Below are 24,028 nucleotides of genomic sequence, written 5' to 3'. Positions count from 1 at the left end.
CGGGTTATACTGTGATTACATTGGAGCAGGCGTTAGATGACGGGGCGAAAAATTTTGTCATTTCGTCTCATGCATTCAGGGATGAGATAGCGGGCCGTATTGCCTCCGCAGCAAAGGAAAGACACCATGACGATATCAGAATGGTGGGCGTGTAGTGCCTTTAATTTCAGTGCTGATCCCGTGTTTTAACGTATCGGAATACCTTGATGAAACAATGGCCTCTCTGCTTGAACAGACAGAAAAGCGTTTCGAAGTACTCCTTCTTGATGATGGCTCGACTGACAATACATCTGTTCAGTTACAGCAATGGCAAGCTGTGGATCCGCGCATCAGAGTTCTCACCCATGAGCAAAACAAAGGGATCATTGCGGCGAGGAATACCTTGCTTTCTGAAGCTAAAGGTGAATTTCTTGCCTGGCTGGATGCAGACGATATCGCACGGGCTGACCGCCTTGAAAAACAACATGCTTATCTTAATTCAGATCAAAAGGCTGTTGCCGTTTCCTGTGAATACATAGAGTTTGACGATGTCTCTGAGGTATATCGCGCGAGGCAGGCACGGGATGTTTCTGCTGATGCTCTGCTGTTCTACAACTATGTACTGAATCCGGGCAGCATGGTGCGAAGTGATGTCATTCATCAGCATGGAATAACCTTTGATGAGTCACTTGCCGGTGCCAGTGACTACCAGTTTTGGGTTGACGTAAGTAAAGTGGGTAAGATAGGAATGATTCACGAGCCATTGATGCGATATCGCAGGCATGAGGCACAAGAATCAACAGCGCAGATTGGCAGACAATTGCGCGGGTGTCAGCAAATAGTATTAAGACAGTTAGAAGAACTTGGTATTACGGGCATGACGACAGACGATATGGCGCAGTTCTTAATTTATCCGGCTGACATTCTGAAATTACCGTATTCTACCGGTTCAATGAAGAAAAGCTGTCATGCCGGTCGCCAGTTATTACGATTACTCCCTCAAAGGCAGTACGGCGATTATGCGAAAGAACTGACTCTTCACTTGCTCAGGCGCCACGCTGTCAGAAGTGGAATCGCAGGCTTGTTTCATTATATCAGTGTCGCCGGCCTTACAACTTTCCTGCAGGGCCGGCATTTCGGACTGTCGCTTTTTATGGATTGTCTGCGGAAAAAATACTAATAAACAAACATAAATGTTTTAACCGGACGCCACCCCGGCGAATGAAAAATGATTGAATCTATTCAAATCCACTTACATGATGATGAAGAAGCTCAACTCGCTTCAGAAAAGCAATTATCTGAAATGCTGCATAGAAATTTCAGACGCAATCTTACTGCTTTTAGTCATCACATTCCGCCGGTTGCTGAGCTGATTAACTCAATACCTTCAACTAATCTATCTGTATTCTGCAATAAATCCGGCGAACCCAACATTGTGGATTATGGGCAGGGCAGAGTCTTTTATGGCTTACATCCTGAAGCCGGAATGGTGGAGCAATATCAATCATTTAAAGCGCATCCGCTGCGTTTTGATGTTGATACTGTTGAGGAGGGAGGTGAGTCGACGCCATTCGGAAGCGCCCCTCTTTACTCTTATTATCGCGAAGGCTTACCGGAACATATTCCTGTCCTTGTTGTTCTGGGCGCAGGTATGGGATTTCACATAAGAGAACTGTTAAAACATCACTCAATCGATCACATGATCGTATATGAACCCGACCTGCAAATGTTCAAAAACTCGGTACTGGTTGCTCCCTGGGAAGAAATGCTCCGGACTGCACACAGGAAGAATACCGCTATTTATCTTCAGGCCGGAAATGACGGTAATAGCTTCTTCAGTGATATTAGCGAGTTATCTGCAGCTGTAGACTTTAATCATATTTATGTATACCGGCACTACAACACTCCCGTGTTTAGTCATGTGGTCTATGATCTGGCTGTAAACGGCCTTCATCTGAAACGGCAATCAGGTAAGGGAAAAGCTGCTGCATTGCCAGAACAATATATTCCTGCGTGGACTGGTGTAGCAGATCCTGCTGGCTGGAAGCCAGTATCACGGGGGGAGAAGTTCAATAAAAACCTGGCTGCTTTTGAGAAATATGTTCCTGATGTCTATCAGCAATTTAAGGACTATGAGCCGCTTGAATGGTGTGCGGTTGATGACAATGGCAGTATTAATATTGTAAACAAAAAATTGCTTGTACCGTGGTATGCAGCCTCACCTGAAAAAACAAGTCAGGTTCAGTTTGAAGGTTTTTGTAAACATCCCAGAAAGGATGGAATAGTCCTGGGATACAAAGGCGATAAGTTAAAGCACTATTTGCACTATCAGTTCGTTGCACGTAGCGAAGAGCTTTTGAATGAAGTCCATGAAAAACAACAGTCTTTACCGGAAAGAGTAAAATCACTGATTGTTTTCGGTCTGGGTAGTGGCTACGACCTGGCAGAACTGTCAGGCCAGCGCGTAATTGAGAAGCTATTTATTTGCGAACCAAACAGAGATTTCTTCTATGCGTCTCTCTTTGCCATTGACTGGGCTGGCATCCTCGAAAAAATTGATGAACAGGGAAGCCGGATTTACTTAAACGTAGGGGATGATGGCACACACCTTTTTACTGACCTGCTGAATCAGTTTCACTCTATTGGTCCTTACGTCCTTGCACAGACTTACTTTTATCAAAGCTACTATGATGAAAAGCTGAATGACGCTGTTGCAAAATTAAGGGAACAACTACAAGTTGTTATCGCCATGGGAGAGTATTTTGATCACGCATATTTCGGCATTAGCCATACCCGTGAATCTATGGTCAGACAACATCGCTTTCTATTAACGGATGCACCGGCAATTCTTGGTAGTGCACTGTGTGATACGCCTGTTTTCATTGTGGGGAATGGCCCTTCAGTCGATGATGCGATTGATGTGATAAAAGATAATCGCGACAGTGCAATCATTATCAGTTGCGGAACCGCCATCAAGGTATTGCATCGTCATGGAATAAAACCAGATTTTCACGCAGAAATAGAACAAAACAGGTCAACGTTTGATTGGGCAAAATCTGTTTACGATGATGCGTATCTGAAAGAAATAGACTTAATTTCGTGCAACGGCTTCCATCCGGACACGGCAAACCTGTTCAGGCAATGTTACCTTGCCTTTAAAGAAGGAGAGTCGTCCACGGTATCTACCCTTGCGGTGTTGAATGACAAAAAGTACCAGCGTCTTAAATTTGCTTTTCCAACAGTATCCAATTTTGTTGCTAACGTAGTACTTGCATGGGGCATGCGGCAACTATATCTGTTTGGTGTTGATTTAGGGTTTAAGGATGCCAAAAATCATCATTCCAAATCTTCCGGCTATTACACTGAAGATGGCCAGGAAGTGTATGACTACAGCGAAAAAAACAACGTTTCAATCCGGGTGCCAGGCAATTTCTCTCCGGTGGTAAATACAAAGTATGAGTTCAAAGTCGCTGCAACTTCCCTGGAACAGGCTTTATCAGCTTATAAGCCAGAGTGCTATAACACTGCTGATGGCGCCAGAATTAGCGGTGCTGTTCCGCTCAGGCCCGAGATGGTGCTGGTATCTGAAGAGATTGAACGAAAGCGACAGGCGCTTAAAAAACTGCGTGGAAACGCATATGCAAATGTGCCGGCAGAAGTATTTTCGCAGCGCTATTTCGGGCAATACTCAGAATCCGTATTACGTAGCGAACTGAATGACTTGCAGGATAGTATCAACGCGAAGTTTGAAGAACCCTGTCAAATCGAAAAGCAAGTCGAAAGCCAAAAAATAAAGCTGTTTGATTCCTACAGCCAGGGTCAGAGTCTTCTGTTTTATTTTTTCTATGGCTCAATGAATTACTATCATGCCGTACTGAGCAAAATACTCGGGGCGGGACTCACTGATGCAGATACTGTGAATTTATGTGACAAAGTCAGAGAAGACTGGAGTCATTATTTTGATCTTATGAAACAACAATTAGCGTCTCCTGAACTGGCATATGATGTTTCAGTGGCCATATCGCAACGACGTGTTTATACCTGTCTGGCCGCAAGTGTGAAAGGGAAAAGGCTGGCGGTACTAACAAATATCCGGAGCTTTAAAACATCACTGGATGCCTTTGTGCAGGACAATAATATCGGGCTTGAAATTGACTATCTGGACGAAGGGGTGTCCGGTGTGGATTTTCGTGAAGAGTTTAAAGATCTGCCCGTTGTGATTTACTTCCGGGACTGTCAGCGTGATGAACTAAGGAAACGTATTTCTTCATTCGCAAATGATGTCATTCTTGTCAGTGATTCAGCCGGCGATACGGAGGTTGATTTATTAACTGGTGAAGACATGATGTTGATCCGCTTAGCCGGTAACAGTATGAAAGAATATGATGCGCCTCTCCAGGCCAATGATTATGTCAGGGCATCTATGTTAGTGAATTATTTTATGTTGCGTAAAGACTATGACGTGGTGTTACCTAAAGTACTAGTGCCTGAAAATGTGGAGGAACCTTACCCTTTACGTATCAATAAGTTGCAACCTTTTCATTGTTACGATGCCTGTCTGGCTGTAGTTTTTAGCCGCAGTGAAAGAACAAACGATTCTTTAATTATGCCTGATGGTCACCGGGCGATAAAAGTAACTGCTCCGTTAAACTGGTCATTATTAAGCACGGGGACATACACATCTGAAAGGTTGCTGGAATACAGAGCAAAACAAATTTCATCAAAACCATGGTTAAACGAAGCCTGATATGACGAATAAAGTTTTCGGAAAGTTGGCCGATACACGGTTTGAATACGACAGCGGATCAGATCAAATATGCGTGCTTTAGCTCTGGTTGAATCACCCTTCCACCTTATATGTCTGAATGAAGCCATCAGTGAGATGGCGATCACAGAATTAGATGTGTTCGTGGTTACAAGTCATCAAAGCAGAAATTTTACGCAGTTACAGACGGTTAAGTCCTATTTCCCGAAATTAATCAGTTCAATGGTTACCTGGCACTACGGAAATACTGATGAAGCAACCGGTCCGGACTTAAACGCCCGCATTGGTGTTTATGCATTACCCTTCAAAAAATTTCGCGACAGGGCTTACGGGCGTCTGATTCTCTCCGACTTCCGCTCTCAGTGGCAAAAGGATATCGCGTCTGCAATGTCCGGAACAGACACCTGGATGTTGGATGACGGCACTGCCACATTATCTTTTCTGTATTTTCATTTACCTGCAGGTAAACAGTTTAGTCTGCCTGTATACGGCTCTGCCGTGCGCCGTGAGGAAGCAGCCAAGATAAAAGTATCGTATGGTCTTGGTCCGGAGGTGCCGGGTAATATCAGTCTTTTTACCATTTTTGGCACTCATGTTCCGGAAAACACACAATTTATGACAAATCACTTGCGCGCGTTAAGAAAGGAATTTAAAGAGGTAGATGAAAGTACCGCTGTCATTATTGGCTCTAAAGTCGTTGAACGGGATTTTTGTGATGTGCAGGAGTACCAGCAGTTTATCGATTCAATTCTCAAAAGATGTCCGGAAAACGTCATTTATATCCCCCACAGAGGACAGACGCAGTCATTTAATGAAGAGCTGCTTGCTGCATTTCCGGCACTGAAAATTGAGTACATCGATTTACCTTTAGAGCTATGGTTACGTGAGCAGGACCGGCCACCTGCAAGTTTACATGGTTTTGTGTCTACCGCTTTTTATGTCGCGTCGTCTGCTTTTCAACAGATCAAATTGTATTGTTACGCACCCACTGAAAATATGCTGAAGAGAGCTGATGAACTTGGTGTGTATGGTAGCGACTGCTTCACTAATAGTGAGGCTGTAAGAATTAATTACACCTGCCTGCCGGCAACTGTCCGCCAGGTTGTGTAAACAGAGATTTCAACAATGAGCGGAAAAGTAATTTGTCTAATCCCGGCGCGGGGCGGCTCAAAGGGAGTGCCCGGTAAAAATATTCGTGAGTTGAATGGTATTCCGTTGGTAGCGCACAGTATTTCACAGGCGGAAGCTGCATCACTTGTCGATGATGTTTATGTTACCAGTGATGACCCCCAAATCCTTCAGGTCGCTAAAAACTACAATGCAAATATAATTCACAGACCTGCGGAAATCAGCGGTGATACAGCAAGTTCTGAATCTGCTCTTCTTCATGCTTTGCATGTAATTGAAGATACAGGGGAGAATGTGTCTCTTATCGTTTTTTTACAATGCACCTCTCCGGTACGGTCTCCGGTTGACATCGATAACGCAATACGCGTTCTGCAGCAATCACAGGCCGACTCACTTTTGTCTGTTGTCAACAGCCACCGGTTTTTCTGGAAAGAAGTTAACGGGAATGCCGTTTCTGTCAATTACGATTACAGGGAAAGACCAAGGCGGCAAGATATGGCGCCCCAATACCAGGAAAATGGTTCTATCTATATTTTTACTCCTGAGGTGCTGAAAGAGTACAACAACAGGTTAGGAGGAAAAATTGCACTTTATGAAATGGGTGAAAGTAGCAACATAGACATTGATACTGAGAACGATCTTTTGCTAGCGCAGGCGATGCTATCTAAATTAAGTGAAGACGGAGAAGTAAATGATCATTGATCGTGAAATTGACAAGTTTATTTTGTCATCAGACAGCTCTGTCGCGAATGCCCTGGAAGCGCTGAATGCAAATAAACATCAGATCGTTTTTATTACAGACAATAATCATCATCTTTTAGGGTGCTTTACAGACGGAGACTTCCGTCGCTGGGTGCTTCGCCAGACAAATATAGATATACATCAGGCCGTTACCCACGCGATGAATGCCGGGTGTGTTTCATTTTTTGAAGAGCAGGGACCAGAAGTCCTGGAATCTTGCTTAAATGAGCGCATCAGATATGTACCGGTTCTGGATAGTCAGGCCAGGGTTTGTGGTATTGCACGCCGCCAGTCGCCTGTTGTTGCTATCAATGATTTCACCATTTCCCGCGCAGGCAAAACGTTTATTATCGCCGAAATTGGTAATAACCATAATGGTAGCCTGGAGCGCGCCTGTCAGCTGGTGGATGCGGCTGTCGCTGCCGGTGCGGACTGCGTAAAGTTTCAGATGCGTGATATGGATTCGCTTTATATTAACAAAGGTAATGCTGATGATGAGAGCGAAGATCTCGGTGCGCAATACGTGCTGGAGTTGTTGAGAAAATATCAACTAAAAGACACTGAATTTGAAACACTTTTTGCTTACTGTGAAAAAGTTGGGATAACAGTCCTCTGTACTCCTTTTGATATCGTTAGTGCTGATAAACTCCAGGCGCTTAGCGTACCCGCTTTTAAGGTAGCTTCAGCCGATTTAACTAACCACCCCCTTCTTGTTCACCTGAGTGCGATGAGAAAACCTCTCATCGTATCAACAGGAATGGCAACAGATGATGAAATTGCTGCTGCTGTTTCCTTGCTAAACGAGCAGGGAGCAAGTTATGTACTTTTACACTGTAACTCAACTTACCCTGCGCCATTTAAAGATATTAATCTCAGGTATCTTGAAAAATTGAGTGACCTGAATCAGGGATTAGTTGGCTATTCAGGCCATGAGCGCGACATCCATGTTGCCATAGCTGCTGTCGCATTGGGTGCTAAAGTTATAGAAAAACACTTTACTCTGGACCGCAGCCTCGAAGGAAATGACCATAAAGTCAGCCTGTTACCATCTGAGTTTGAATGTATGGTAAAGGGCATACGGCAGGTTGAAGCAGCGCTGGGTTCTTCAGATAAGCGCAGCCTTAGTCAGGGAGAGATGATGAACCGGGAAGTGCTTGGCAAAAGTCTCTATGTATGTACGGCTATTTCGAAGGGAACCGTCATCTCTGAGTCTATGGTAACGGTAAAAAGCCCCGGCAAAGGGTTGTCACCAGATAAACTCGCACTTCTGGTTGGCAAGACGGCTAACCGTGATATGTGTGCCGGTGATGCCTTTTATTCATCCGATTTGATTTCGGAAGTGTTTGAGCGAAAATCCCGCTTTGCATTACCGGGAACGTTTGGTATTCCGGTTCGTTACCACGATGTCTCCCTCGTTAATGAGGCAGAGTTTGGCATGCTTGAATTCCATCTCAGCTTTAAGGATCTTTCCCTGTCACCACAAAGCTATCTGAATGTACTGAAGGATAAAGTGGCAGTAGTGCATGCGCCAGAGCTGTTTGAGGCAGACCATACACTTGATTTAGCGAGTGCCGATGAAGACTATCGCCGGACATCGGTGAAATGGCTAAACAAGGTATTAGACACCGCAAGGGAGATTAAGCAATTTTATCCTGCCACCGGTGATATTCCCGTTGTCGTCAATGCCGGTGGTTTTTCACAAAATAGTTTTGTTGACGATGAAACAAAAGCTGAAATGTACAAAAGAGTCGGACTGTCACTATCCGGACTACAACTCGATGGCGTTGATTTACTTATACAGTCTATGCCTCCTTTTCCGTGGCATTTTGGAGGGCAAAGGTTCCACAACCTGTTTGTGAAGCCCGATGAGATTGCTACCTTTTGCAAGCAGTTTAATGTCAATGTATGCCTCGATGTTTCTCACAGCTGGTTAGCCTGCAATTATTTCGATTTAGAAATTGATGATTTCTTTTCGTTGTCCGGCTCAACGATTAAACATTTACATATTGCAGACGCCAAAGGTGTTGACGATGAAGGGCTACAGATTGGCGAAGGTGAGCTTCCGGTACAGCGTATCTTCTCTCTGTATAGTCAGTATTGCCCTGACGCAACGTGGCTCCCTGAAATTTGGCAGGGACACAAAAATAAAGGTGAGGGTTTCTGGACCGCTTTTGCAAAGCTGGAAAACAGGTTGAACCGGGTGTGAAGGTTGTATAAGCATGAACGGCTTATACAACCTGTGTCTTCTGTCCGTTATCAGGGTTTTCGGATAAAGGCAGGTACGTTATAAAATGGAAGCTTTTCAATTCTAAGGTTATGTTCTTTTATGAAAGCATCAACGGCTATTGTTTCTCCGGCGACGGCATTATAGTCATCCAGTACAATAAGACCTCCGGGAACCACCCGCTCATATAAGATCCCGAGGGCAAATTCGGTAGGCTCTTTGACGTCCATATCAAGGTGTAACAAGGCAATACGTGTCTCCGGATGCTTATCTAAATAGTCAGGCAGCGTATCAAAAACGTTTCCTTTAACCAGATGACAGTTCCCGAATCCTTTTGAAGATAAAATTCCGGAAACTTCATCTTCGCTGAGACCATGCCCCCCTTCTTCCTCAAACCGTTCTATAAAATCCAGATCTGCTCCGACTTCAAGCTTGTTTGTAGGAAACGCTCCAAAAGCATCGAACCCTATTATCTTTCTGGAAAAGTCATTTTCCAGAGCGTCACGAAAGGTGGCGAAGCGCACTAATGAAGCGGCTTTATAGACACCCAGTTCAATAATATGTCCGGGAAGGCCGGTGATTTGTTTGTACAACTCATAATGAGCGAGCATTTTATTGAGACGCGACTTTTGTGAAAACCAATAAAACCCGTTTTCATAATCCCAAACATTCTGCCGGTTCAAGCCCCGGATACTGCCTTTTAAGCTTTCTTTATTCATTCAGCTTCAACATTCATTGTTTTGCTTCAACAGACGTAAGGATCCGGAGAAGGCGGAAGGTATCTTTGTATAATATAGCCTGCTTTTTGAATTCGCAAAACAGGTTCACTCAGCACGCATTTTCCGACTTCCTGAAAGCAACTTTTTTCAGGCACAACAAAGGCTTCCTTGCAGGTAATTTTAGTTTTTCTGGCGTATACTTACTCCAGTTAAGTTTTCCGGGCATGTATCGTTCAGATGCAGGTTGCATTTAACTCACGTTGTTAAATGTCCCGGTGATCAAGTTTGATTGAGTAACGGAGGTAAAATGGACTCATTTTTTGCCGGTAGTCACCCCAGCGTTAAACGTTTTGCCCGTTCACTGAACACCCGAGACGACTTTTTAAAAAAAGTTGCAGATGTCACATTAAAACATGGAATTGCAAATGTTAGTCAATCAGCGCTGACTTTTGATGTGCAAACCACAAAGGCTGAAGATATTGCTTCCTGTCTTCAGAAATTTGGTGTTGTCTGTCTGAACAATGCGGTAGACAGTGCAAGCTTCGACGTCCTCAATCATAAAGTCGACAAATTGTTCTCTGACATATATGCGTCGGTCAAAGGAGCCGGAGACAAGGATTCAGGAGACTTGGGTGAACTCGCATGGCAAAGAAACCTTAGCCTTGCCCGGACTTTCAATGAACTCCTTGATTACAGCAAGCCAATTGTAAATATCCGCGGCAATGCAGGTAGTGATACCGGCATGATGGATATGTTTAACATCCAAAGTATTACTCCACTTAAAGCCGACGATGGTTTCAGACAGCTATATGAACTGTTTACAAGTGGACTGGCTTATCAGGTGATTAGATCCATTTCGTCATTCACTTTTTCGAATGTGCAAATGTATGAGAATGAATCTGTCACAGATACGCGTGGATTCCATATTGATAATATTTTCGGGACTTATAAGGTTTTCGTCTATTTGACTGATGTAACCTCAAAAGACGAGGGGCCGTATTGCTATATACCCGGCAGTCATCGTTTACCTTACTTACATCGTCTGGAGCTCCGGCAAACCGAAAAAAGCGGCATTCGTCCCCGCGATATGCTTAGCAGTGAATACTTACCTTATATTCGTTTCATTGCACCCCGCGGTACGATAATCATCAGTAATCAAACCGGAATTCACAGAGGTTACCCTCAGGTCGATGGCGCTTCGAGGCGGGTAATAGTTGCGAACTACAGTGACCACATCAAGATGGGGCGGCGATACTAGGATGTCAGTACCTTCAAATGATGATGGATTTGCCATTGCCAAAACGCTTTTCAATAGTGGTCAGCGCTCTGAACCATATTCCTTAGACTCATCTGATTACCCCTGTCCTTTACCTTCGTTGAGCCGAGGCATTCTGGAAGTGCTGAATGATGATATTGAAGCTGGTGGACGTACATTAATGGATTTGCTCGATGTTGAGGAAACCCGGAGTCTTGCGCTTACTAATTTGCTGTTTTTAGTCAGCAAGGGCTTTTTAGGTAATCTTGTTGAAGAGATGCACCAAAAAGTTAAAAAGATGCCGGTGTCGGCGGACCAGGTAAAAGCCCGGCTAACTCTGGCGTTGCAAATGGGTAAGTCTGCTGATAACGAAGTCTATGATGAATATGTGAAGCCCTATGTTTTACCTTCAGTCAGGCATCAACGTGATAAAACTCTGGTGTTTTACCACATTCCCAAATGCGCCGGAACATCGGTTAATCAAATGCTGGGAACCTATTTCTATGGCCCGCAACATAACGTGATAACTCCCGGTTATATCCACGCCGGACTGGCAGGGCTCTGCATCAGGGAACTAAGTAACTACTTTCCTTACCTGAGTACAAAGCATATGGGGGTTGATGTATTTCCTGTCGATCGGGAAAGATATTCCGGCTTTACCTTGTTTCGTAATCCTGTTGAACGATTACATTCGATGTTCTTTCAATCTTTGGATAGTGCAGTTACAGGATACAATCTCAGAATTTTGCCTAAATATAATGAGTACTGGCGGTACTGGGATACATCAGAATTGGCCGGTTGGCTGGATAAAATTCCAGATTCACTACGTGATGGTCAGATAAGTACATTTTCGCCGGATTTGGATGAGGTTAATGCGAAAATTGCTATCGGTAAGCTGTCGTTTTGCGGCGAATTGAAAGGCGAAGATGACGGTTTGTTGAAGTGGTTACAAGCAGAGCATGTGCCCGTTGAACAATTGCCACGAGGATTAAATGCCTCTAACCGGAAAAGAATCAATACGACAGACCATGAAAAATTAAAAAGCGCAGCAGCAAGAGAACTGAATTTTTTACGGAACATTATTTAACAGGTTGCAGATTAGTTATGGCAGAAAACTATTACATTGAGACAGGTGAAGAATTTCGATGCGATGCCTGTTCGGCAAAAGAGAGATTTCTAAAACTCTACGATCACCATGATGTTTCAGTAAATACCGGAAATATGGCTGCAAATGTTAAGAAATATCATGACTTTCCGGGTTACCTGTTTAAAGGATGTATTGCCGTCTGTAGCAGTTGCGGATACGGAAAAATGTTATCACCTCCGTCCGGAGAAGAGTTGGAAAGCTATTATAAAGCGCTGTTCTGGAAACAGCGTGAAGTCAGAGTTGATCAGGCCCGTGAAGGTGTTGTATCGAGAAATCATCAGCTACGCTCGGAACATCAGATTGAGATGGCAATGCGATTTAAGTCCGCGAACAATGTGTTTCAGACTTTAGAAATTGGTGCAGGTGAAGCATTTGCCAGTCAATGTCTCAAGACGATAAACGAAGACATCAGGACGTGTATATGTGAAGCAGGCGCTCAGTGGGATTCCCATTATGAGTCTCTGGGCCTTGAGAAGATCGCCGGTTATTTTCCTTTTTCCGGCGATGAGAAGTTCGACTTAATTATCGCCAGTCACTGGCTGGAGCATGTCCTTGATGTTCCGGCTGTATTAACTGCCATCCGTGAAAAGCTTAAGCCTGACGGTCTGTTGGTCATCGATGTACCTAATACTCAATATGATTATTGGGATGTACCGGAACGTGACATTCCGCATATTCACTTTTTTACACCTGAATCGCTGGTTAAACTGTCTGAGAACAGCCGCCTGAAGTGCCGGGCGGTAGAATCATACGGAATTTCTATAATGCAAAGACAAGCTGGCATTGAAATTCAACCAGAAGATTTTGCAGAGAATAAACGTGGGTATGGTATCCGTGCAGTATTTAGTCCTGCCTGAAATGGTATGAGAAATACTCACTGATTATTGTTCTATATACCTAAGATGTCACTCTGAGCGGAGAATTACTTTTTGTGCTATGCTCTAATGCAGAGAGGAGGCGTGTATGATCAATTTCAACAGCAATTCGTCATCGACAACATCATTACTTCAGCAGGTGCAGGAAAAACAAACCAGCCTGATGGAGAAACTGGCGTCGGGCAAACGCATTAACAGTGCTGCCGACGGTGCGGCTGCGCAGCAAATCATCGACCGTCTTACTTCTCAGGTAGAAGGCAACCGGCAGGCAATCAATAATGCCTATGACGGTATTTCGCTGGCGCAGGTTGCGGAAAGTGGCTTGTCCGGCATTAATGACGATGTTAACCGTATCCGCGAACTCACCTTGCAGGCCGGCAGCGGTGTACTGAATGATGCCGATCGTCAGGCGATACAGTCTGAAATTACCCAGTTGCAGGATAATATCTCGCAAACAATCGATCAGACGACCTTTGGCGGTAAGCCTCTGCTGAGTGCTGAAGGGGAAATTAATTTTCAGGTCGGGGCAAATCCTGATCAGTCCGTGGGCGTACGCACTTCTGATGTTGCCGGCAATCTGTCCGGTATTTTGAATATTGATATCACTTCCGGCGATTTGGATGCTGCGTTGCAGGCGGCTGATGAAGCCGTTGAGTCAGTGGGCGGATTCCGCGCAGATCTCGGTGCGACACAGAACGCACTGGCCAGTACGGCAAGAAACCTCAGTGAAGCTGATGTGAATGTGTCTGCAGCCCGCAGCCGTATTCAGGATCTGGACTATGCGCAGGCGGTATCAGAAAATATTTCTAACAGCGTACTGGGTCAGGCTGCTACTTCTGTGCAGGCACAGGCGAACCAACAGCAAGGACAGGTTCTGGCATTGTTAAACTAGAACGGGTGTGATTACGTTTTAATCAAAAAGGCAGGTTAAACCTGCTTTTTTTGCTTCAGGAACAAGAATCAGTGTTTGCGAACTGATCTTTTACCGCTACAATCATGCAGATGCGCTAAACTGTAAATAATAAAAATGCGTTCTCGGGGAATAGATGAAGGAAATTCTGCTCGTTAGTGATGACGGCGAACTCATTCAAAAATTAGAAACCGTTATCACGTTCATGGGGGAAGCTTGCTACGGGCAATCTTTTGCGGATAGCTACGGCTATCTGAATACCCATACCGTTGAAGCGGTCATGATTGATTACGCCAGAGCTGACCAGGTTCAAAACCTGGTGGCGCAGTTTCCCCACATCCCGTTTGTCGCTATTCAGGCGCAGGATGGCCTTATTGCACCGAATTGCAATCTGGTCAGCACCGCTACACTTCCTATTACTTACCCGGTACTGACTCAGGCAATTCATCGTTGCCAGGAATATACCCGTCACCGTCCGGGCCCGGTAAAAACCGCTGGCCTGAAAACCCGTCTTTTCCGTAGCCTTGTTGGTCGCAGCCAGCAAATTCAGACTGTACGTAAACTGGTAGAGCAGGTTGCCCCGACCGATGCCACCGTGCTGATTCTGGGTGAGTCCGGTACCGGTAAAGAGGTTATCGCCCGTAACGTTCACTTTATGTCTGAGCGTAAAGAAGGCCCGTTTATTCCGGTTAACTGTGGTGCCATACCCGGTGAACTGTTAGAAAGTGAATTATTCGGCCACGAGAAAGGCGCATTTACCGGTGCAATCAGTGCACGGAAAGGACGCTTTGAACTGGCAGAAGGCGGGACACTGTTTCTTGACGAAATAGGTGACATGCCGCTGCAAATGCAGGTTAAATTACTGCGGGTATTGCAGGAACGGACATTTGAGCGTGTTGGTGGTCATACACCGATAAAAGCCAATGTTCGTATTGTTGCTGCCACCCACCGTAACCTGGAAAACATGATTAAAGACGATAAGTTCCGTGAGGATCTCTATTATCGCCTGAACGTGTTTCCCATCGACAGTCCTGCACTTCGTGAACGCCGCGAAGACATCCCGTTATTGCTGCAGGAATTGATCAGCCGTATTCAGGGTGACGGCGTATCGGTGGTTAAATTCACCGAAATGGCTATTTCCTCTTTAATGGAACATGACTGGGCGGGTAATGTCCGTGAGCTGTCTAATCTGGTAGAGCGGCTGAGTATACTGTTCCCTAATCAAATCGTTGATATTCAGGACTTGCCGCCTAAGTATCAGTACGGCGAAATTCAGGCTTACGAGCCGGACTATCCGGAAGAGTTGCTGGAACGCGATGCATTCAATGAATTGTTCGCCGAGTCAGCTGCTTCAGAAGATTTACGTTCACCGGTTGAAGATTCGGCTTATGCTGTCCCCCGTGAAGAAGGCGCGGAGTCTTCCCAGCTACCGGAAGAGGGCGTAAATCTTAAAGAGTATCTGTCGGAGCTGGAAATTAATCTGATCATACAGGCTCTGGATCAGCAGGACTGGGTTGTTGCCCGCGCTGCTGATAAACTGGGTATGCGCAGAACCACTCTGGTTGAAAAGATGCGCAAGTATGAAATTCAGCGCGAGGAGTCGGTATCGTCAGATAATTGACTTTAACCTTCTTTACAAAACCTCTTTAACCTACTGTTTTAAATGTAAAATAATACTGGCACATCAAATGCATTAACCCAGTCAGGACGTAATGTCTGCTTTTTGACGAGGGTTATCATGACATACGATGGGCATAGCTACGCAGCCGCTGCCGGCGAAGCATCCGTACATTTATCTGACTATCATTACGCGCATTCTGCACAGGCGGAAAGCAGTAGTGATGATATTGATGTGCTTAAAAAGCAGGCCAGTCGTTTATCTCATTTATTGCAGGTCATGCCTGCCGGCGTTATCGTTATTGACGGGCAGGGGATTGTGCGTCAGGCGAACGGTCAGGCTAAGTCACTGTTAGGTGAACCCCTCGAGGGCCAGCTCTGGCGAACCATCATTGCCCGTTCATTTAAACCCCGTGCGGACGACGGCCATGAAGTGTCATTAATTGACGGCCGCCGGGTAAAGCTATCCATTACCCCTCTTGATAACGAGCCGGGCCAGCTTATTGTTCTGACCGATCTTACCGAAACCCGGCAATTGCAGGCCAGAGTCAGCCACATGCAGCGCTTATCAGCGCTGGGCAAAATGGTGGCGTCACTGGCGCATCAAATCCGCACGCCGCTTTCTGCTGCGATGTTGTACGCCGCTAATATGAAACGCAAAGGCCTCGGCGAAGCGGCCACAGCCGATTTTGCCGGTAAACTTACCGATCGTCTGAAAGAACTGGAGAGCCAGGTAAACGATATGCTGTTGTTTGCCAAATCCGGGGAAGATCAGGTCGTGTCTGTACTGACACCTGCACAACTTGAAGATGCCATTGTTCCTGTTGCAGAAACCATGACCCGTCAGGCCGGCGTGAATTTATCTGTCAGCGGTTTCAGCACTGACGCCACACTTACCGGCAATCTTATAGCCCTGCAGGGAGCGTTACTTAATCTTATACATAATGCCTGTCAGGTCAGTGAAGCAGGCGGGACGGTCTACGTTAATGCTGTTTGCAGCGGGGAACACATTGCTGTGTCCGTTATTGATGAGGGGCCGGGGGTTCCGGCAGCTGTGCGCCAGAAAATTTTTGAACCGTTTTTCACTACCAAAACACACGGCACGGGCCTGGGACTCGCTGTAGTGAAATCTGTTGTGAATGCACACAAAGGCCGGCTTGGTGTGACTAATTTAGAAGGACAGGGAGCATGCTTCACCGTGACGCTGCCTGTTACCCGAACCACTTTATCCCCTGAGAATACAGGAGACCTTGTATGAGCCACTCTACTATTTTGATTGTTGAAGACGACGCGGGGTTGCGTGAAGCATTAAATGACACGCTGAAATTGGCTGATTACCGGGTTATTGCTGCGGCTTCTGCAGAAAATGCACTGATTCAGCTGGCTGCGGAGAAAGTCGATCTGGTGGTCAGTGACATTCAGATGGGTGACATGAACGGTCTGACCCTGCTGAAGAATATTAAAGCCCGTTATCCCCAGTTACCGGTATTGCTGATGACGGCGTATGCCACCATTGATGATGCGGTTCAGGCCATGCGTGACGGAGCGACAGATTATCTGTCCAAGCCGTTTGCTCCTGAGGTACTGCTGAATCTGGTCAGCCGCTATGCGCCGGCACATAAAATTGAGTCCCGTACGCCCATTGCGGCAGATCCCGGCAGTCTCAGATTGCTGGAGTTGTCCCGCAAGGTTGCCGGTTCTGATGCCACGGTAATGGTACTGGGGCCAAGCGGTTCCGGTAAAGAAGTACTGTCTCGTTATATCCACGATCAGTCATCCCGCGCTGCAGAAGCGTTCGTGGCAATCAACTGCGCAGCCATTCCTGAAAATATGCTGGAAGCCACATTGTTTGGTTATGAAAAAGGTGCCTTTACCGGTGCGGTTCAGGCATGTCCCGGCAAATTTGAGCAGGCGCAGAACGGCACTATTCTGCTGGATGAAATTACCGAAATGGACCTGGCTCTGCAGGCGAAATTACTGCGTGTATTACAGGAAAAAGAGGTCGAGCGCCTGGGCGGACGCAAAACTATTGCACTGGATGTTCGGGTCATTGCCACCAGTAACCGTGATTTGCGTCAGGCTGTAGAGGCGGGGGAGTTCCGCGAAGATTTATATTATCGCCTGAATGTCTTTCCGGTAGTCTGGTTGCCGCTGGCGAAAAGGCCGGGTGATATTGTTCCGCTGGCCGAACACCTGATCCAGCGTCATACCGGCGGTCAGCGTGAAAGTACGCTGCGTTTGTCCGGTGCCGCCAGAAACAAGCTGGTTCAATATGACTGGCCGGGCAATGTGCGGGAACTGGAAAATGTTATCCAGCGCGCTTTAATCCTGTGTGACGGTGAAGTTATCGAATCCTCTGATCTGATGATTGATATGGCCGCTACACTGGCAAGCCACAGTATTCAGGCTGATGAAGTGGTAACCGACGACAGTAAGCTCGGTTCTGAGCTTCGTCATCAGGAACATCAGATAATCCTTGATACCCTGCAGTTGTGTAAAGGGAAACGTAAAGAAGTGGCTGAAAAGCTTGGTATCAGTCCCCGTACCCTGCGCTATAAACTGGCCAGAATGCGGGAAGAAGGTATCGACGTTCCTGCCTGATTAATATTACATCAATGTATTCATTGCAAGTGTGTGTTTCACACTAAAGCCTCTTGCCACGGCAGCCGCCGTGGCTTTTTTCGTTTTTCTCTCTTGCCTGTGTCATTAATTTGGCATTCTTTCTAACTTGCTGATTAAATTGAAAAATAAAAGTTGGTATTGCTTTTGCTGTTGTCTGTTTAAGAACCAGTGTCAGACAGCTTTCTGACGATAAGCAATATAATGAGGAGTGGGGTATGGACGTTAAAGCCAACAGTTTGTATCAGGAGATGCAATCAATGATCGGCCAGACTCGTCTGCAGGCTACAGAGATGCCCGAACAGGCACTCGAAGTAAAAAATGCCTCTGCCAGCGATTTTTCAGCCATGTTGAAACAGGCCGTTGAAGGTGTGAACAACATGCAGATGGAATCAAAATCAATGCAACAACGCTTTGAGATGGGCGACCCGTCATTAAGTCTTGCCGAAGTCATGCTGACCAAAGAAAAGGCAGGCATTGCCTTTGAAGCGACCGTACAGGTACGCAACAAGGTGCTGGAAGCTTATAAAACCATCATGAACATGCCGGTGTAGTGGAGTAGTACGTCATGGCCGAAGCAACAGGTACTAACCTGACAGTCAGCGACTCAACCGGCGAAACCGGCGGTTCAGACGCGGAGAATAAATCCGGATTCATGGACACGCTGGGCAGTGCCGACATGGTGCGCCAGATGGCACTGGTCGTTGTACTGGTGATTTGTGTGGCCATCGCCATTTTCATTTTATTGTGGGCACAGGAGCCGGATTTCCGGCCGCTGGCGAAAATGGAAACCGAAGAGCTTATCGAAACACTGGATTACCTGGATGCCAGTCAAATCGAATACAAGCTGGAAGGTAATACTATATATGTGCGCAGCGACGAGTTTCAGGATGTGCGCCTGGGAATGACCCGTCAGGGACTTACCCGTGCAGGAGATGCCGGCACCGATATCATCATGCAGGACATGGGGTTCGGTGTATCACAACGGGTTGAGATGGAGCGTCTTAAACACGCCCGTGAACAACAGATTGCAGCTACAATCGAAGACATGGCAAGCATTCAGAAAGCCCGTGTTTTACTGGCTATGCCAAAAGAAAACGTGTTTGCCCGCCGGGAAAAGAAAGCCAGTGCTACTGTTGTGCTCACGGCAAAACGTGGCAAAGTGATTGCCGGTGAAGAAGTGGATGCGGTGGTGGATATCGTCGCTTCCGCTGTACAGGGCATGGAGCCGTCACGGGTTACCGTTACAGACAGCAATGGGCGTCTGCTGAATTCCGGTTCGCAGGGTTCCATGAGCGCAAGAGCGCGGAAAGAATATGAAATCGAGCGCCAGCGTGAACAGGAATATCTGGAGAAAATTGACGCCATTCTGATCCCTGTTCTCGGAATTGGTAATTATACAGCTCAGGCTGATATCTCCATGGACTTTACGGCCATGGAACAAACCCAGCGTACATACAATCCGGATCTTCCAGCTGTTCGCAGTGAAATGACCGTAGAATCAAATTCCGTTGGCTCTATCGCCGGCGGTATCCCGGGCGCGCTGAGTAACCAGCCGCCGCTGGAGTCCAATATTCCTGAAAACGCCGTCGGACAGGATGGTCAGTCAGCGCCGGTTCCCGGACGCAGCAACCGCGAGTCCACGAAAAACTATGAGCTGGATACCACCATCAGCCATACCAAAAAGCAAACCGGTGTGATCAGACGTCTCAGCGTGTCTGTGGCGGTGGATCACGATCGTACCGTTGCTGAAGACGGCAGTGTCACTACCGCACCGAAAAGTCAGGAGCAACTGTTGAATATCCGCCGTCTGCTGCAGGGTGGTATAGGATTCGACGTCGCCCGCGGGGATTCTCTGGAAGTCGTCAGTGTACCGTTCACGCGGATGGATGCAGAAGGTGTTGAAGAAGTGCCTTTCTGGGAACGACCGGAAATCTTACCTATACTTAAACTGGTTGTGGGTGGGTTGATCATCATTGTATTGATTATCTTCGTGATAAGACCCATGTTACGTCGTCTTATCAATCCTGATGAATCGAAAGACACCGACGAGTTTGATGCAGATGAAAGTCTCGACCTGGGTGATGACACTATCAGCATGCTGAGTCAGGATTTCGACGAAGCACAGGTTGGCTTCGCGCCGGACGGCTCACTGATGCTGCCGGATCTGCATAAAGATGAAGATGTTCTTAAAGCCGTGCGCGCGCTGGTGGCCAATGAGCCGGAGCTGTCTGCACAGGTTGTTAAGGGCTGGTTGACACTGGATGATTAAGGTTCAACGTAATGCCTGATGAAATGGCTCAAAGCGAACAAAGTTACGATATCAGTAAATTAGAAGGGGTGGAGAAAGCTGCCATCCTGTTACTGAGCTTATCGGAAGAAGATGCCGCGCAAATTTTAAAACACCTGGAGCCGAAGCAAGTGCAGAAGCTCGGTGGTGAGATGGCAAAAATTGAAGACATGACACAGCCGAAAATTACGGCGGTGCATAAGCATTTCATCGAAGAAATTCAGAATTACAGTACCATCGGATTCCAGAGCCAGGACTTCGTTAAACGGGCGCTGACTGCGGCATTAGGTGAAGATAAAGCGGCAAACCTGATTGACCAAATCCTCATGGGCAGTGGTGCTAAAGGACTGGATTCTCTCAAATGGATGGACTCCAAACAGGTTGCCAGCATCATCCGGAACGAGCACCCCCAGATCCAGACCATTGTATTGTCTTACCTTGAGCCGGAGCAAAGTGCCGAGATTTTGTCTCAGTTCCCGGAAAAAGTGCGTCTCGATTTGTTAATGCGTATCGCCAATCTGGAAGAAGTGCAGCCGGCGGCACTGCAGGAGCTGAACGAGATCATGGAGAAACAGTTTGCCGGTCAGGCTGGTACTCAGGCAGCGAAAATGGGCGGCCTGAAGTCTGCTGCCGATATCATGAACTACCTCGATACCTCCATTGAAGGTCAGTTGATGGATGCAATCCGTGAACAGGATGAGGAAATGAGCCAGCAGATCCAGGATCTTATGTTCGTCTTCGATAACCTGATTGATGTGGATGAGAGAGGTATTCAGGCCATCCTTCGCGAGGTTAATCAGGATTCACTGCTCAAAGCGATTAAAGGTGCTGACGAAGAGCTTAAAAACAAAATCACCGGTAACATGTCCAAACGTGCTGCTGAAATGCTGCTGGATGATCTCGAAGCACTGGGGCCGGTTCGCTTGTCTGAAGTGGAAACTGCGCAAAAAGAAATTCTGTCTGTTGCCAGACGTCTGGCTGACTCCGGTGAAATTATGCTGGGCGGCGGCGGCGGTGAAGAATTCCTGTGATAAGTGCTTGTGCAGTTAACGGGTGCCAGATTGTATGAGTGATAATTCAACACCAGACGACGAATTTAACGAGGCTAAATCCTGGGATTTGCCGTTTTTGTCTGACGAAAAAACAACACAGGATTTACAACGCACCAATGCGCTGAATCGTCGCAGTGACTGGAAATATGAACCTCCGGAGCCGGAAGAAGAAGAGATCCTGCCTCCTACTGCCGAAGAAATTGAAGCCATCCGTCAGTCAGCCCATGATGAGGGCTACAACGAAGGCAAGCAAACCGGCTTTGAGGAAGGCAAAGCGCAGGGGTATACCGAAGGCAAAGAGCAGGGCCATGGTGAAGGTCTGGAGGCCGGCAAAGCCGAAGGTCTCGAGGCTGCTCAGGCTGAAATAGATGCACTGGCAGCAAACTGGACATCACTGGCAGATAATCTCACTGCGCCGTTATCTCAGGTGAATGATGATACCCGTAAACAACTGGTCAGGCTGGCTGTATCACTGGCAAGGGCAGTGATCCGCACCGAAGTGAAAACCGGTGAAGACGCTATTTTGCAGGCGCTGGCAGAAGGATTAAAAGCCCTGCCGGTGAACGAAACCCGTTATCACATCACCATGCACCCCGACGACATACAGATGGTCACAGAGCATTACGGAAAAGACACGGTAGAGCAGAAAGGCTGGCAGTTTATTGAATCACCGGCAATGTCCCGTGGCGGCTGCGATATTACCACCCAACAGAATGCTGTTGATGTGTCTGTAGAACGCCGCTGCAAAGACATACTTAACAAATTCCTCCTCGACCGGGGGCTTTCAGATGACTAGTCCCTGGGGCAGTTATTTTGAAGATCTAGTCGACCAGATCCCCCAGCCACCCGTGGTTGCCGCCGGAAAACTGGTTCGTGGTATCGGTCTCACTCTTGAAGCCGTCGGCTGTCAGCTGCCTGTTGGCAGTCAGTGTATGGTGCAGACCATCGAAGGGGAAATCGAAGCTGAAGTCGTCGGTTTCGGCGACGATATTACCTATCTGATGCCCACTGAAGCGGTGCGCGGGATTGTACCCGGTTCGAGGGTGTTGCCGCTAAACCGTGAAAGTGGTCTGGCTGTGGGTATGGGTCTGCTTGGTCGTGTGGTCGACGGTAATGGTCAGCCTCTTGACGGATTAGGACCGGTAATAACTGACACCCGCGTACCTACTACCAAGCCGCCTATCAACCCGCTGACACGCCGGCCCATCTCTGAACCTATGGATGTGGGCGTACGCGCAATTAACGCATTGAACACAGTAGGCGTAGGCCAGCGGATGGGGCTGTTTGCCGGATCCGGTGTGGGTAAATCGGTGTTGCTGGGCATGATGACCCGTGGTTGTGAAGCTGATGTGGTGGTCGTGGGTCTTGTGGGAGAACGGGGCCGTGAGGTTAAAGAGTTTATCCACGATATCCTTACTGAAGAGGAACGTCAGCGCGCCGTGGTTGTGGCTGCACCGGCAGACACCTCACCGTTAATGCGCCTGAAAGGCTGTGAAACAGCCGTGACGATTGCTGAGTATTTTCGCGACCAGGGCATGAACGTATTGCTGCTGATTGATTCTCTGACCCGTTATGCCATGGCGCAACGGGAAATCGCGCTCGCAGTAGGCGAACCCCCGGCAACTAAAGGCTATCCGCCCTCTGTGTTTGCACGCTTACCGGCACTGGTTGAGCGTGCCGGTAATGGCAGTGCCGGTCAGGGCTCGATCACTGCTTTCTATACAGTTTTAACCGAAGGCGACGATTTACAGGACCCCATTGCCGATGCGGCAAGGGCTATTCTTGACGGTCACGTGGTGTTGTCACGTACGCTGGCAGACAGTGGCCATTATCCGGCAATTGATATTGAAGCGTCTATCAGCCGGGTGATGCCTATGGTGACCAGTGAGGAGCATTTACAGCAGGCGCGGCGTATCCGTCAGGTGTATTCCACGTATAAGCAAAATCGCGACCTTATTTCTATCGGTGCCTATGCGAAAGGCTCTGATCCCCGTATTGATCTCGCTATCCGTGCGGAACCGGCTATTAATGCATTCCTGCAGCAAGGCATGAAAAACGTTTTGCCCTATGATGAGTGTCTGCAGGGCATGTCGGCACTGGCCGGCGGGTTAGGTAAAGGATAACGTCAATGAGTCAGCTGGCACTGGTTGCAAAATTCGAACTGGAAAAAGAGCAGAAAGCTGCGCAGCAGTTTCAGCTTGCTCAACAGCACGTTACTCAACAGCGTCAAAAACTCAGCAATTTGCAACAGTACCGTCTTGATTATGTCCGTCAAATACAGGCAACGGGCAAAGGTGGCGTGGCGGCGAAAGCTTACCATCAGCATTTGTCGTTTGTCGGTAAGCTGGACAAAGCCTGTCAGCAGCAAATGAATGTGATTTCTCAGGCATCACTGGTCGCTGAGCAGCGAAAACGGGCCTGGCTGGAGCAGCAAAAGCGCCGTAAAGCGGTGGATATGCTCATCGACAAAAAAGCACAGGAAGCACAGCGTATTGAAGCCCGCCGCGAACAGCAAATGCTTGATGAATATGCCTCTCAGAAATTCTACAGAAATCAATTAACTAAATCACCATTCTAACTGCCTGTGCCCCTGTTGCGGTATGAACAAATCCGGCGGTGCTGTAATTAATTTCTTCTTTAAAGTCTGAAACCGGCGATCTGGAACAGGTTTTGCGTAGTTGTTAACGTGAAAGTAACTAACCCGCAA

General features: G+C 47.1%; 19 protein-coding genes. 18 read left to right on the top strand and 1 reads right to left on the bottom strand.

What is annotated here, in order from left to right:
* Nucleotides 1–154 precede the first annotated feature (154 nt).
* The 5 genes from ACXAH4_RS19200 (at nucleotide 155) to ACXAH4_RS19180 (ending at nucleotide 8,819) form a co-directional block, all read left to right on the top strand.
* Complete coding sequence (locus ACXAH4_RS19200) at nucleotides 155–1,159, top strand: glycosyltransferase family 2 protein (protein ID WP_474844650.1); 1,005 nt, start codon at nucleotides 155–157, stop codon at nucleotides 1,157–1,159.
* A 48-nt stretch (nucleotides 1,160–1,207) separates the two neighbouring features.
* Nucleotides 1,208–4,726 (top strand): 6-hydroxymethylpterin diphosphokinase MptE-like protein, encoded by a 3,519-nt coding sequence (locus ACXAH4_RS19195; protein WP_474844651.1) that lies wholly within the window; start codon nucleotides 1,208–1,210, stop codon nucleotides 4,724–4,726.
* 69 nt (nucleotides 4,727–4,795) lie between these two features.
* Nucleotides 4,796–5,854, top strand: a complete 1,059-nt coding sequence (locus tag ACXAH4_RS19190; protein WP_474883024.1) for a hypothetical protein — start codon at nucleotides 4,796–4,798, stop codon at nucleotides 5,852–5,854.
* Nucleotides 5,855–5,869: 15 nt separating this feature from the next.
* Nucleotides 5,870–6,574, top strand: a complete 705-nt coding sequence (locus ACXAH4_RS19185) for an acylneuraminate cytidylyltransferase family protein (RefSeq protein WP_474883022.1) — start codon at nucleotides 5,870–5,872, stop codon at nucleotides 6,572–6,574.
* The gene (locus ACXAH4_RS19180; protein WP_474883020.1) at nucleotides 6,564–8,819 is read left to right on the top strand and encodes an N-acetylneuraminate synthase family protein; all 2,256 of its coding nucleotides are present in this window, start codon (nucleotides 6,564–6,566) and stop codon (nucleotides 8,817–8,819) included. The genes ACXAH4_RS19185 and ACXAH4_RS19180 overlap by 11 nt, the downstream gene beginning before the upstream one ends.
* 50 nt (nucleotides 8,820–8,869) lie before the next feature.
* Here the strand turns inward: ACXAH4_RS19180 and ACXAH4_RS19175 are convergent, their stop codons facing one another.
* Complete coding sequence (locus tag ACXAH4_RS19175; RefSeq protein WP_474844655.1) at nucleotides 8,870–9,556, bottom strand: TylF/MycF/NovP-related O-methyltransferase; 687 nt, start codon at nucleotides 9,554–9,556, stop codon at nucleotides 8,870–8,872.
* Nucleotides 9,557–9,863: 307 nt separating this feature from the next.
* On the opposite strand from ACXAH4_RS19175, the gene ACXAH4_RS19170 reads away from it, so the two are divergent.
* The 13 genes from ACXAH4_RS19170 (at nucleotide 9,864) to fliJ (ending at nucleotide 23,899) form a co-directional block, all read left to right on the top strand.
* Nucleotides 9,864–10,814, top strand: a complete 951-nt coding sequence (locus tag ACXAH4_RS19170; RefSeq protein WP_474844656.1) for a phytanoyl-CoA dioxygenase family protein — start codon at nucleotides 9,864–9,866, stop codon at nucleotides 10,812–10,814.
* 1 nt (nucleotide 10,815) lies between these two features.
* The gene (locus tag ACXAH4_RS19165) at nucleotides 10,816–11,898 is read left to right on the top strand and encodes a hypothetical protein (protein ID WP_474844657.1); all 1,083 of its coding nucleotides are present in this window, start codon (nucleotides 10,816–10,818) and stop codon (nucleotides 11,896–11,898) included.
* Between the two features lie 224 nt (nucleotides 11,899–12,122).
* Nucleotides 12,123–12,815 carry a class I SAM-dependent methyltransferase gene (locus ACXAH4_RS19160; protein ID WP_474844658.1) on the top strand — a complete coding sequence of 231 codons (693 nt, stop codon included), beginning with the start codon at nucleotides 12,123–12,125 and terminating at the stop codon, nucleotides 12,813–12,815.
* Between the two features lie 106 nt (nucleotides 12,816–12,921).
* Complete coding sequence (locus ACXAH4_RS19155; RefSeq protein ID WP_119500559.1) at nucleotides 12,922–13,725, top strand: flagellin N-terminal helical domain-containing protein; 804 nt, start codon at nucleotides 12,922–12,924, stop codon at nucleotides 13,723–13,725.
* A 154-nt stretch (nucleotides 13,726–13,879) separates the two neighbouring features.
* On the top strand, nucleotides 13,880–15,364 hold the full coding sequence (locus tag ACXAH4_RS19150) for a sigma-54 dependent transcriptional regulator (RefSeq protein WP_474844659.1): 1,485 nt from the start codon (nucleotides 13,880–13,882) through the stop codon (nucleotides 15,362–15,364).
* A gap of 117 nt (nucleotides 15,365–15,481) precedes the next feature.
* Nucleotides 15,482–16,618 (top strand): sensor histidine kinase, encoded by a 1,137-nt coding sequence (locus ACXAH4_RS19145; RefSeq protein ID WP_474844660.1) that lies wholly within the window; start codon nucleotides 15,482–15,484, stop codon nucleotides 16,616–16,618.
* Nucleotides 16,615–17,961, top strand: coding sequence for a sigma-54-dependent transcriptional regulator (locus ACXAH4_RS19140; RefSeq protein ID WP_119500562.1), 1,347 nt, complete (start codon nucleotides 16,615–16,617; stop codon nucleotides 17,959–17,961). The genes ACXAH4_RS19145 and ACXAH4_RS19140 overlap by 4 nt, the downstream gene beginning before the upstream one ends.
* Before the next feature lie 236 nt (nucleotides 17,962–18,197).
* Nucleotides 18,198–18,533, top strand: a complete 336-nt coding sequence (fliE, locus tag ACXAH4_RS19135; RefSeq protein ID WP_119500563.1) for a flagellar hook-basal body complex protein FliE — start codon at nucleotides 18,198–18,200, stop codon at nucleotides 18,531–18,533.
* A gap of 14 nt (nucleotides 18,534–18,547) precedes the next feature.
* Complete coding sequence (gene fliF, locus ACXAH4_RS19130) at nucleotides 18,548–20,251, top strand: flagellar basal-body MS-ring/collar protein FliF (protein WP_474883018.1); 1,704 nt, start codon at nucleotides 18,548–18,550, stop codon at nucleotides 20,249–20,251.
* 11 nt (nucleotides 20,252–20,262) lie between these two features.
* Nucleotides 20,263–21,300, top strand: a complete 1,038-nt coding sequence (gene fliG, locus ACXAH4_RS19125; protein ID WP_119500565.1) for a flagellar motor switch protein FliG — start codon at nucleotides 20,263–20,265, stop codon at nucleotides 21,298–21,300.
* A gap of 34 nt (nucleotides 21,301–21,334) precedes the next feature.
* Nucleotides 21,335–22,117, top strand: coding sequence for a flagellar assembly protein FliH (gene fliH / locus ACXAH4_RS19120; RefSeq protein ID WP_474883016.1), 783 nt, complete (start codon nucleotides 21,335–21,337; stop codon nucleotides 22,115–22,117).
* Entirely contained in the window at nucleotides 22,110–23,444 is a 1,335-nt protein-coding gene (fliI, locus tag ACXAH4_RS19115; protein ID WP_474844663.1) for a flagellar protein export ATPase FliI, read from the top strand. The genes fliH and fliI overlap by 8 nt, the downstream gene beginning before the upstream one ends.
* Nucleotides 23,445–23,449: 5 nt before the next feature.
* A complete protein-coding gene (gene fliJ, locus ACXAH4_RS19110; protein WP_303574370.1) occupies nucleotides 23,450–23,899 on the top strand; it encodes a flagellar export protein FliJ in 450 nt (149 codons plus the stop codon).
* Nucleotides 23,900–24,028 lie beyond the last annotated feature (129 nt).

The organism is Alteromonas sp. ABV2_168 (assembly GCF_056161165.1).
This window is presented reverse-complemented; position numbering and strand designations above follow the sequence as displayed.

What these genes read in the sequence shown, in the direction of transcription:
- ACXAH4_RS19195 (WP_474844651.1), top strand. Translation starts at nt 1,208, where the DNA reads ATGATTGAATCTATTCAAATCCACTTACATGATGATGAAGAAGCTCAA.
- ACXAH4_RS19190 (WP_474883024.1), top strand. Translation starts at nt 4,796, where the DNA reads ATGCGTGCTTTAGCTCTGGTTGAATCACCCTTCCACCTTATATGTCTG.
- ACXAH4_RS19185 (WP_474883022.1), top strand. Translation starts at nt 5,870, where the DNA reads ATGAGCGGAAAAGTAATTTGTCTAATCCCGGCGCGGGGCGGCTCAAAG.
- ACXAH4_RS19180 (WP_474883020.1), top strand. Translation starts at nt 6,564, where the DNA reads ATGATCATTGATCGTGAAATTGACAAGTTTATTTTGTCATCAGACAGC.
- ACXAH4_RS19175 (WP_474844655.1), bottom strand. Translation starts at nt 9,556, where the DNA reads ATGAATAAAGAAAGCTTAAAAGGCAGTATCCGGGGCTTGAACCGGCAG.
- ACXAH4_RS19170 (WP_474844656.1), top strand. Translation starts at nt 9,864, where the DNA reads ATGGACTCATTTTTTGCCGGTAGTCACCCCAGCGTTAAACGTTTTGCC.
- ACXAH4_RS19165 (WP_474844657.1), top strand. Translation starts at nt 10,816, where the DNA reads ATGTCAGTACCTTCAAATGATGATGGATTTGCCATTGCCAAAACGCTT.
- ACXAH4_RS19160 (WP_474844658.1), top strand. Translation starts at nt 12,123, where the DNA reads ATGTTATCACCTCCGTCCGGAGAAGAGTTGGAAAGCTATTATAAAGCG.
- ACXAH4_RS19155 (WP_119500559.1), top strand. Translation starts at nt 12,922, where the DNA reads ATGATCAATTTCAACAGCAATTCGTCATCGACAACATCATTACTTCAG.
- ACXAH4_RS19150 (WP_474844659.1), top strand. Translation starts at nt 13,880, where the DNA reads ATGAAGGAAATTCTGCTCGTTAGTGATGACGGCGAACTCATTCAAAAA.
- ACXAH4_RS19145 (WP_474844660.1), top strand. Translation starts at nt 15,482, where the DNA reads ATGACATACGATGGGCATAGCTACGCAGCCGCTGCCGGCGAAGCATCC.
- ACXAH4_RS19140 (WP_119500562.1), top strand. Translation starts at nt 16,615, where the DNA reads ATGAGCCACTCTACTATTTTGATTGTTGAAGACGACGCGGGGTTGCGT.
- fliE (WP_119500563.1), top strand. Translation starts at nt 18,198, where the DNA reads ATGGACGTTAAAGCCAACAGTTTGTATCAGGAGATGCAATCAATGATC.
- fliF (WP_474883018.1), top strand. Translation starts at nt 18,548, where the DNA reads ATGGCCGAAGCAACAGGTACTAACCTGACAGTCAGCGACTCAACCGGC.
- fliG (WP_119500565.1), top strand. Translation starts at nt 20,263, where the DNA reads ATGCCTGATGAAATGGCTCAAAGCGAACAAAGTTACGATATCAGTAAA.
- fliH (WP_474883016.1), top strand. Translation starts at nt 21,335, where the DNA reads ATGAGTGATAATTCAACACCAGACGACGAATTTAACGAGGCTAAATCC.
- fliI (WP_474844663.1), top strand. Translation starts at nt 22,110, where the DNA reads ATGACTAGTCCCTGGGGCAGTTATTTTGAAGATCTAGTCGACCAGATC.
- fliJ (WP_303574370.1), top strand. Translation starts at nt 23,450, where the DNA reads ATGAGTCAGCTGGCACTGGTTGCAAAATTCGAACTGGAAAAAGAGCAG.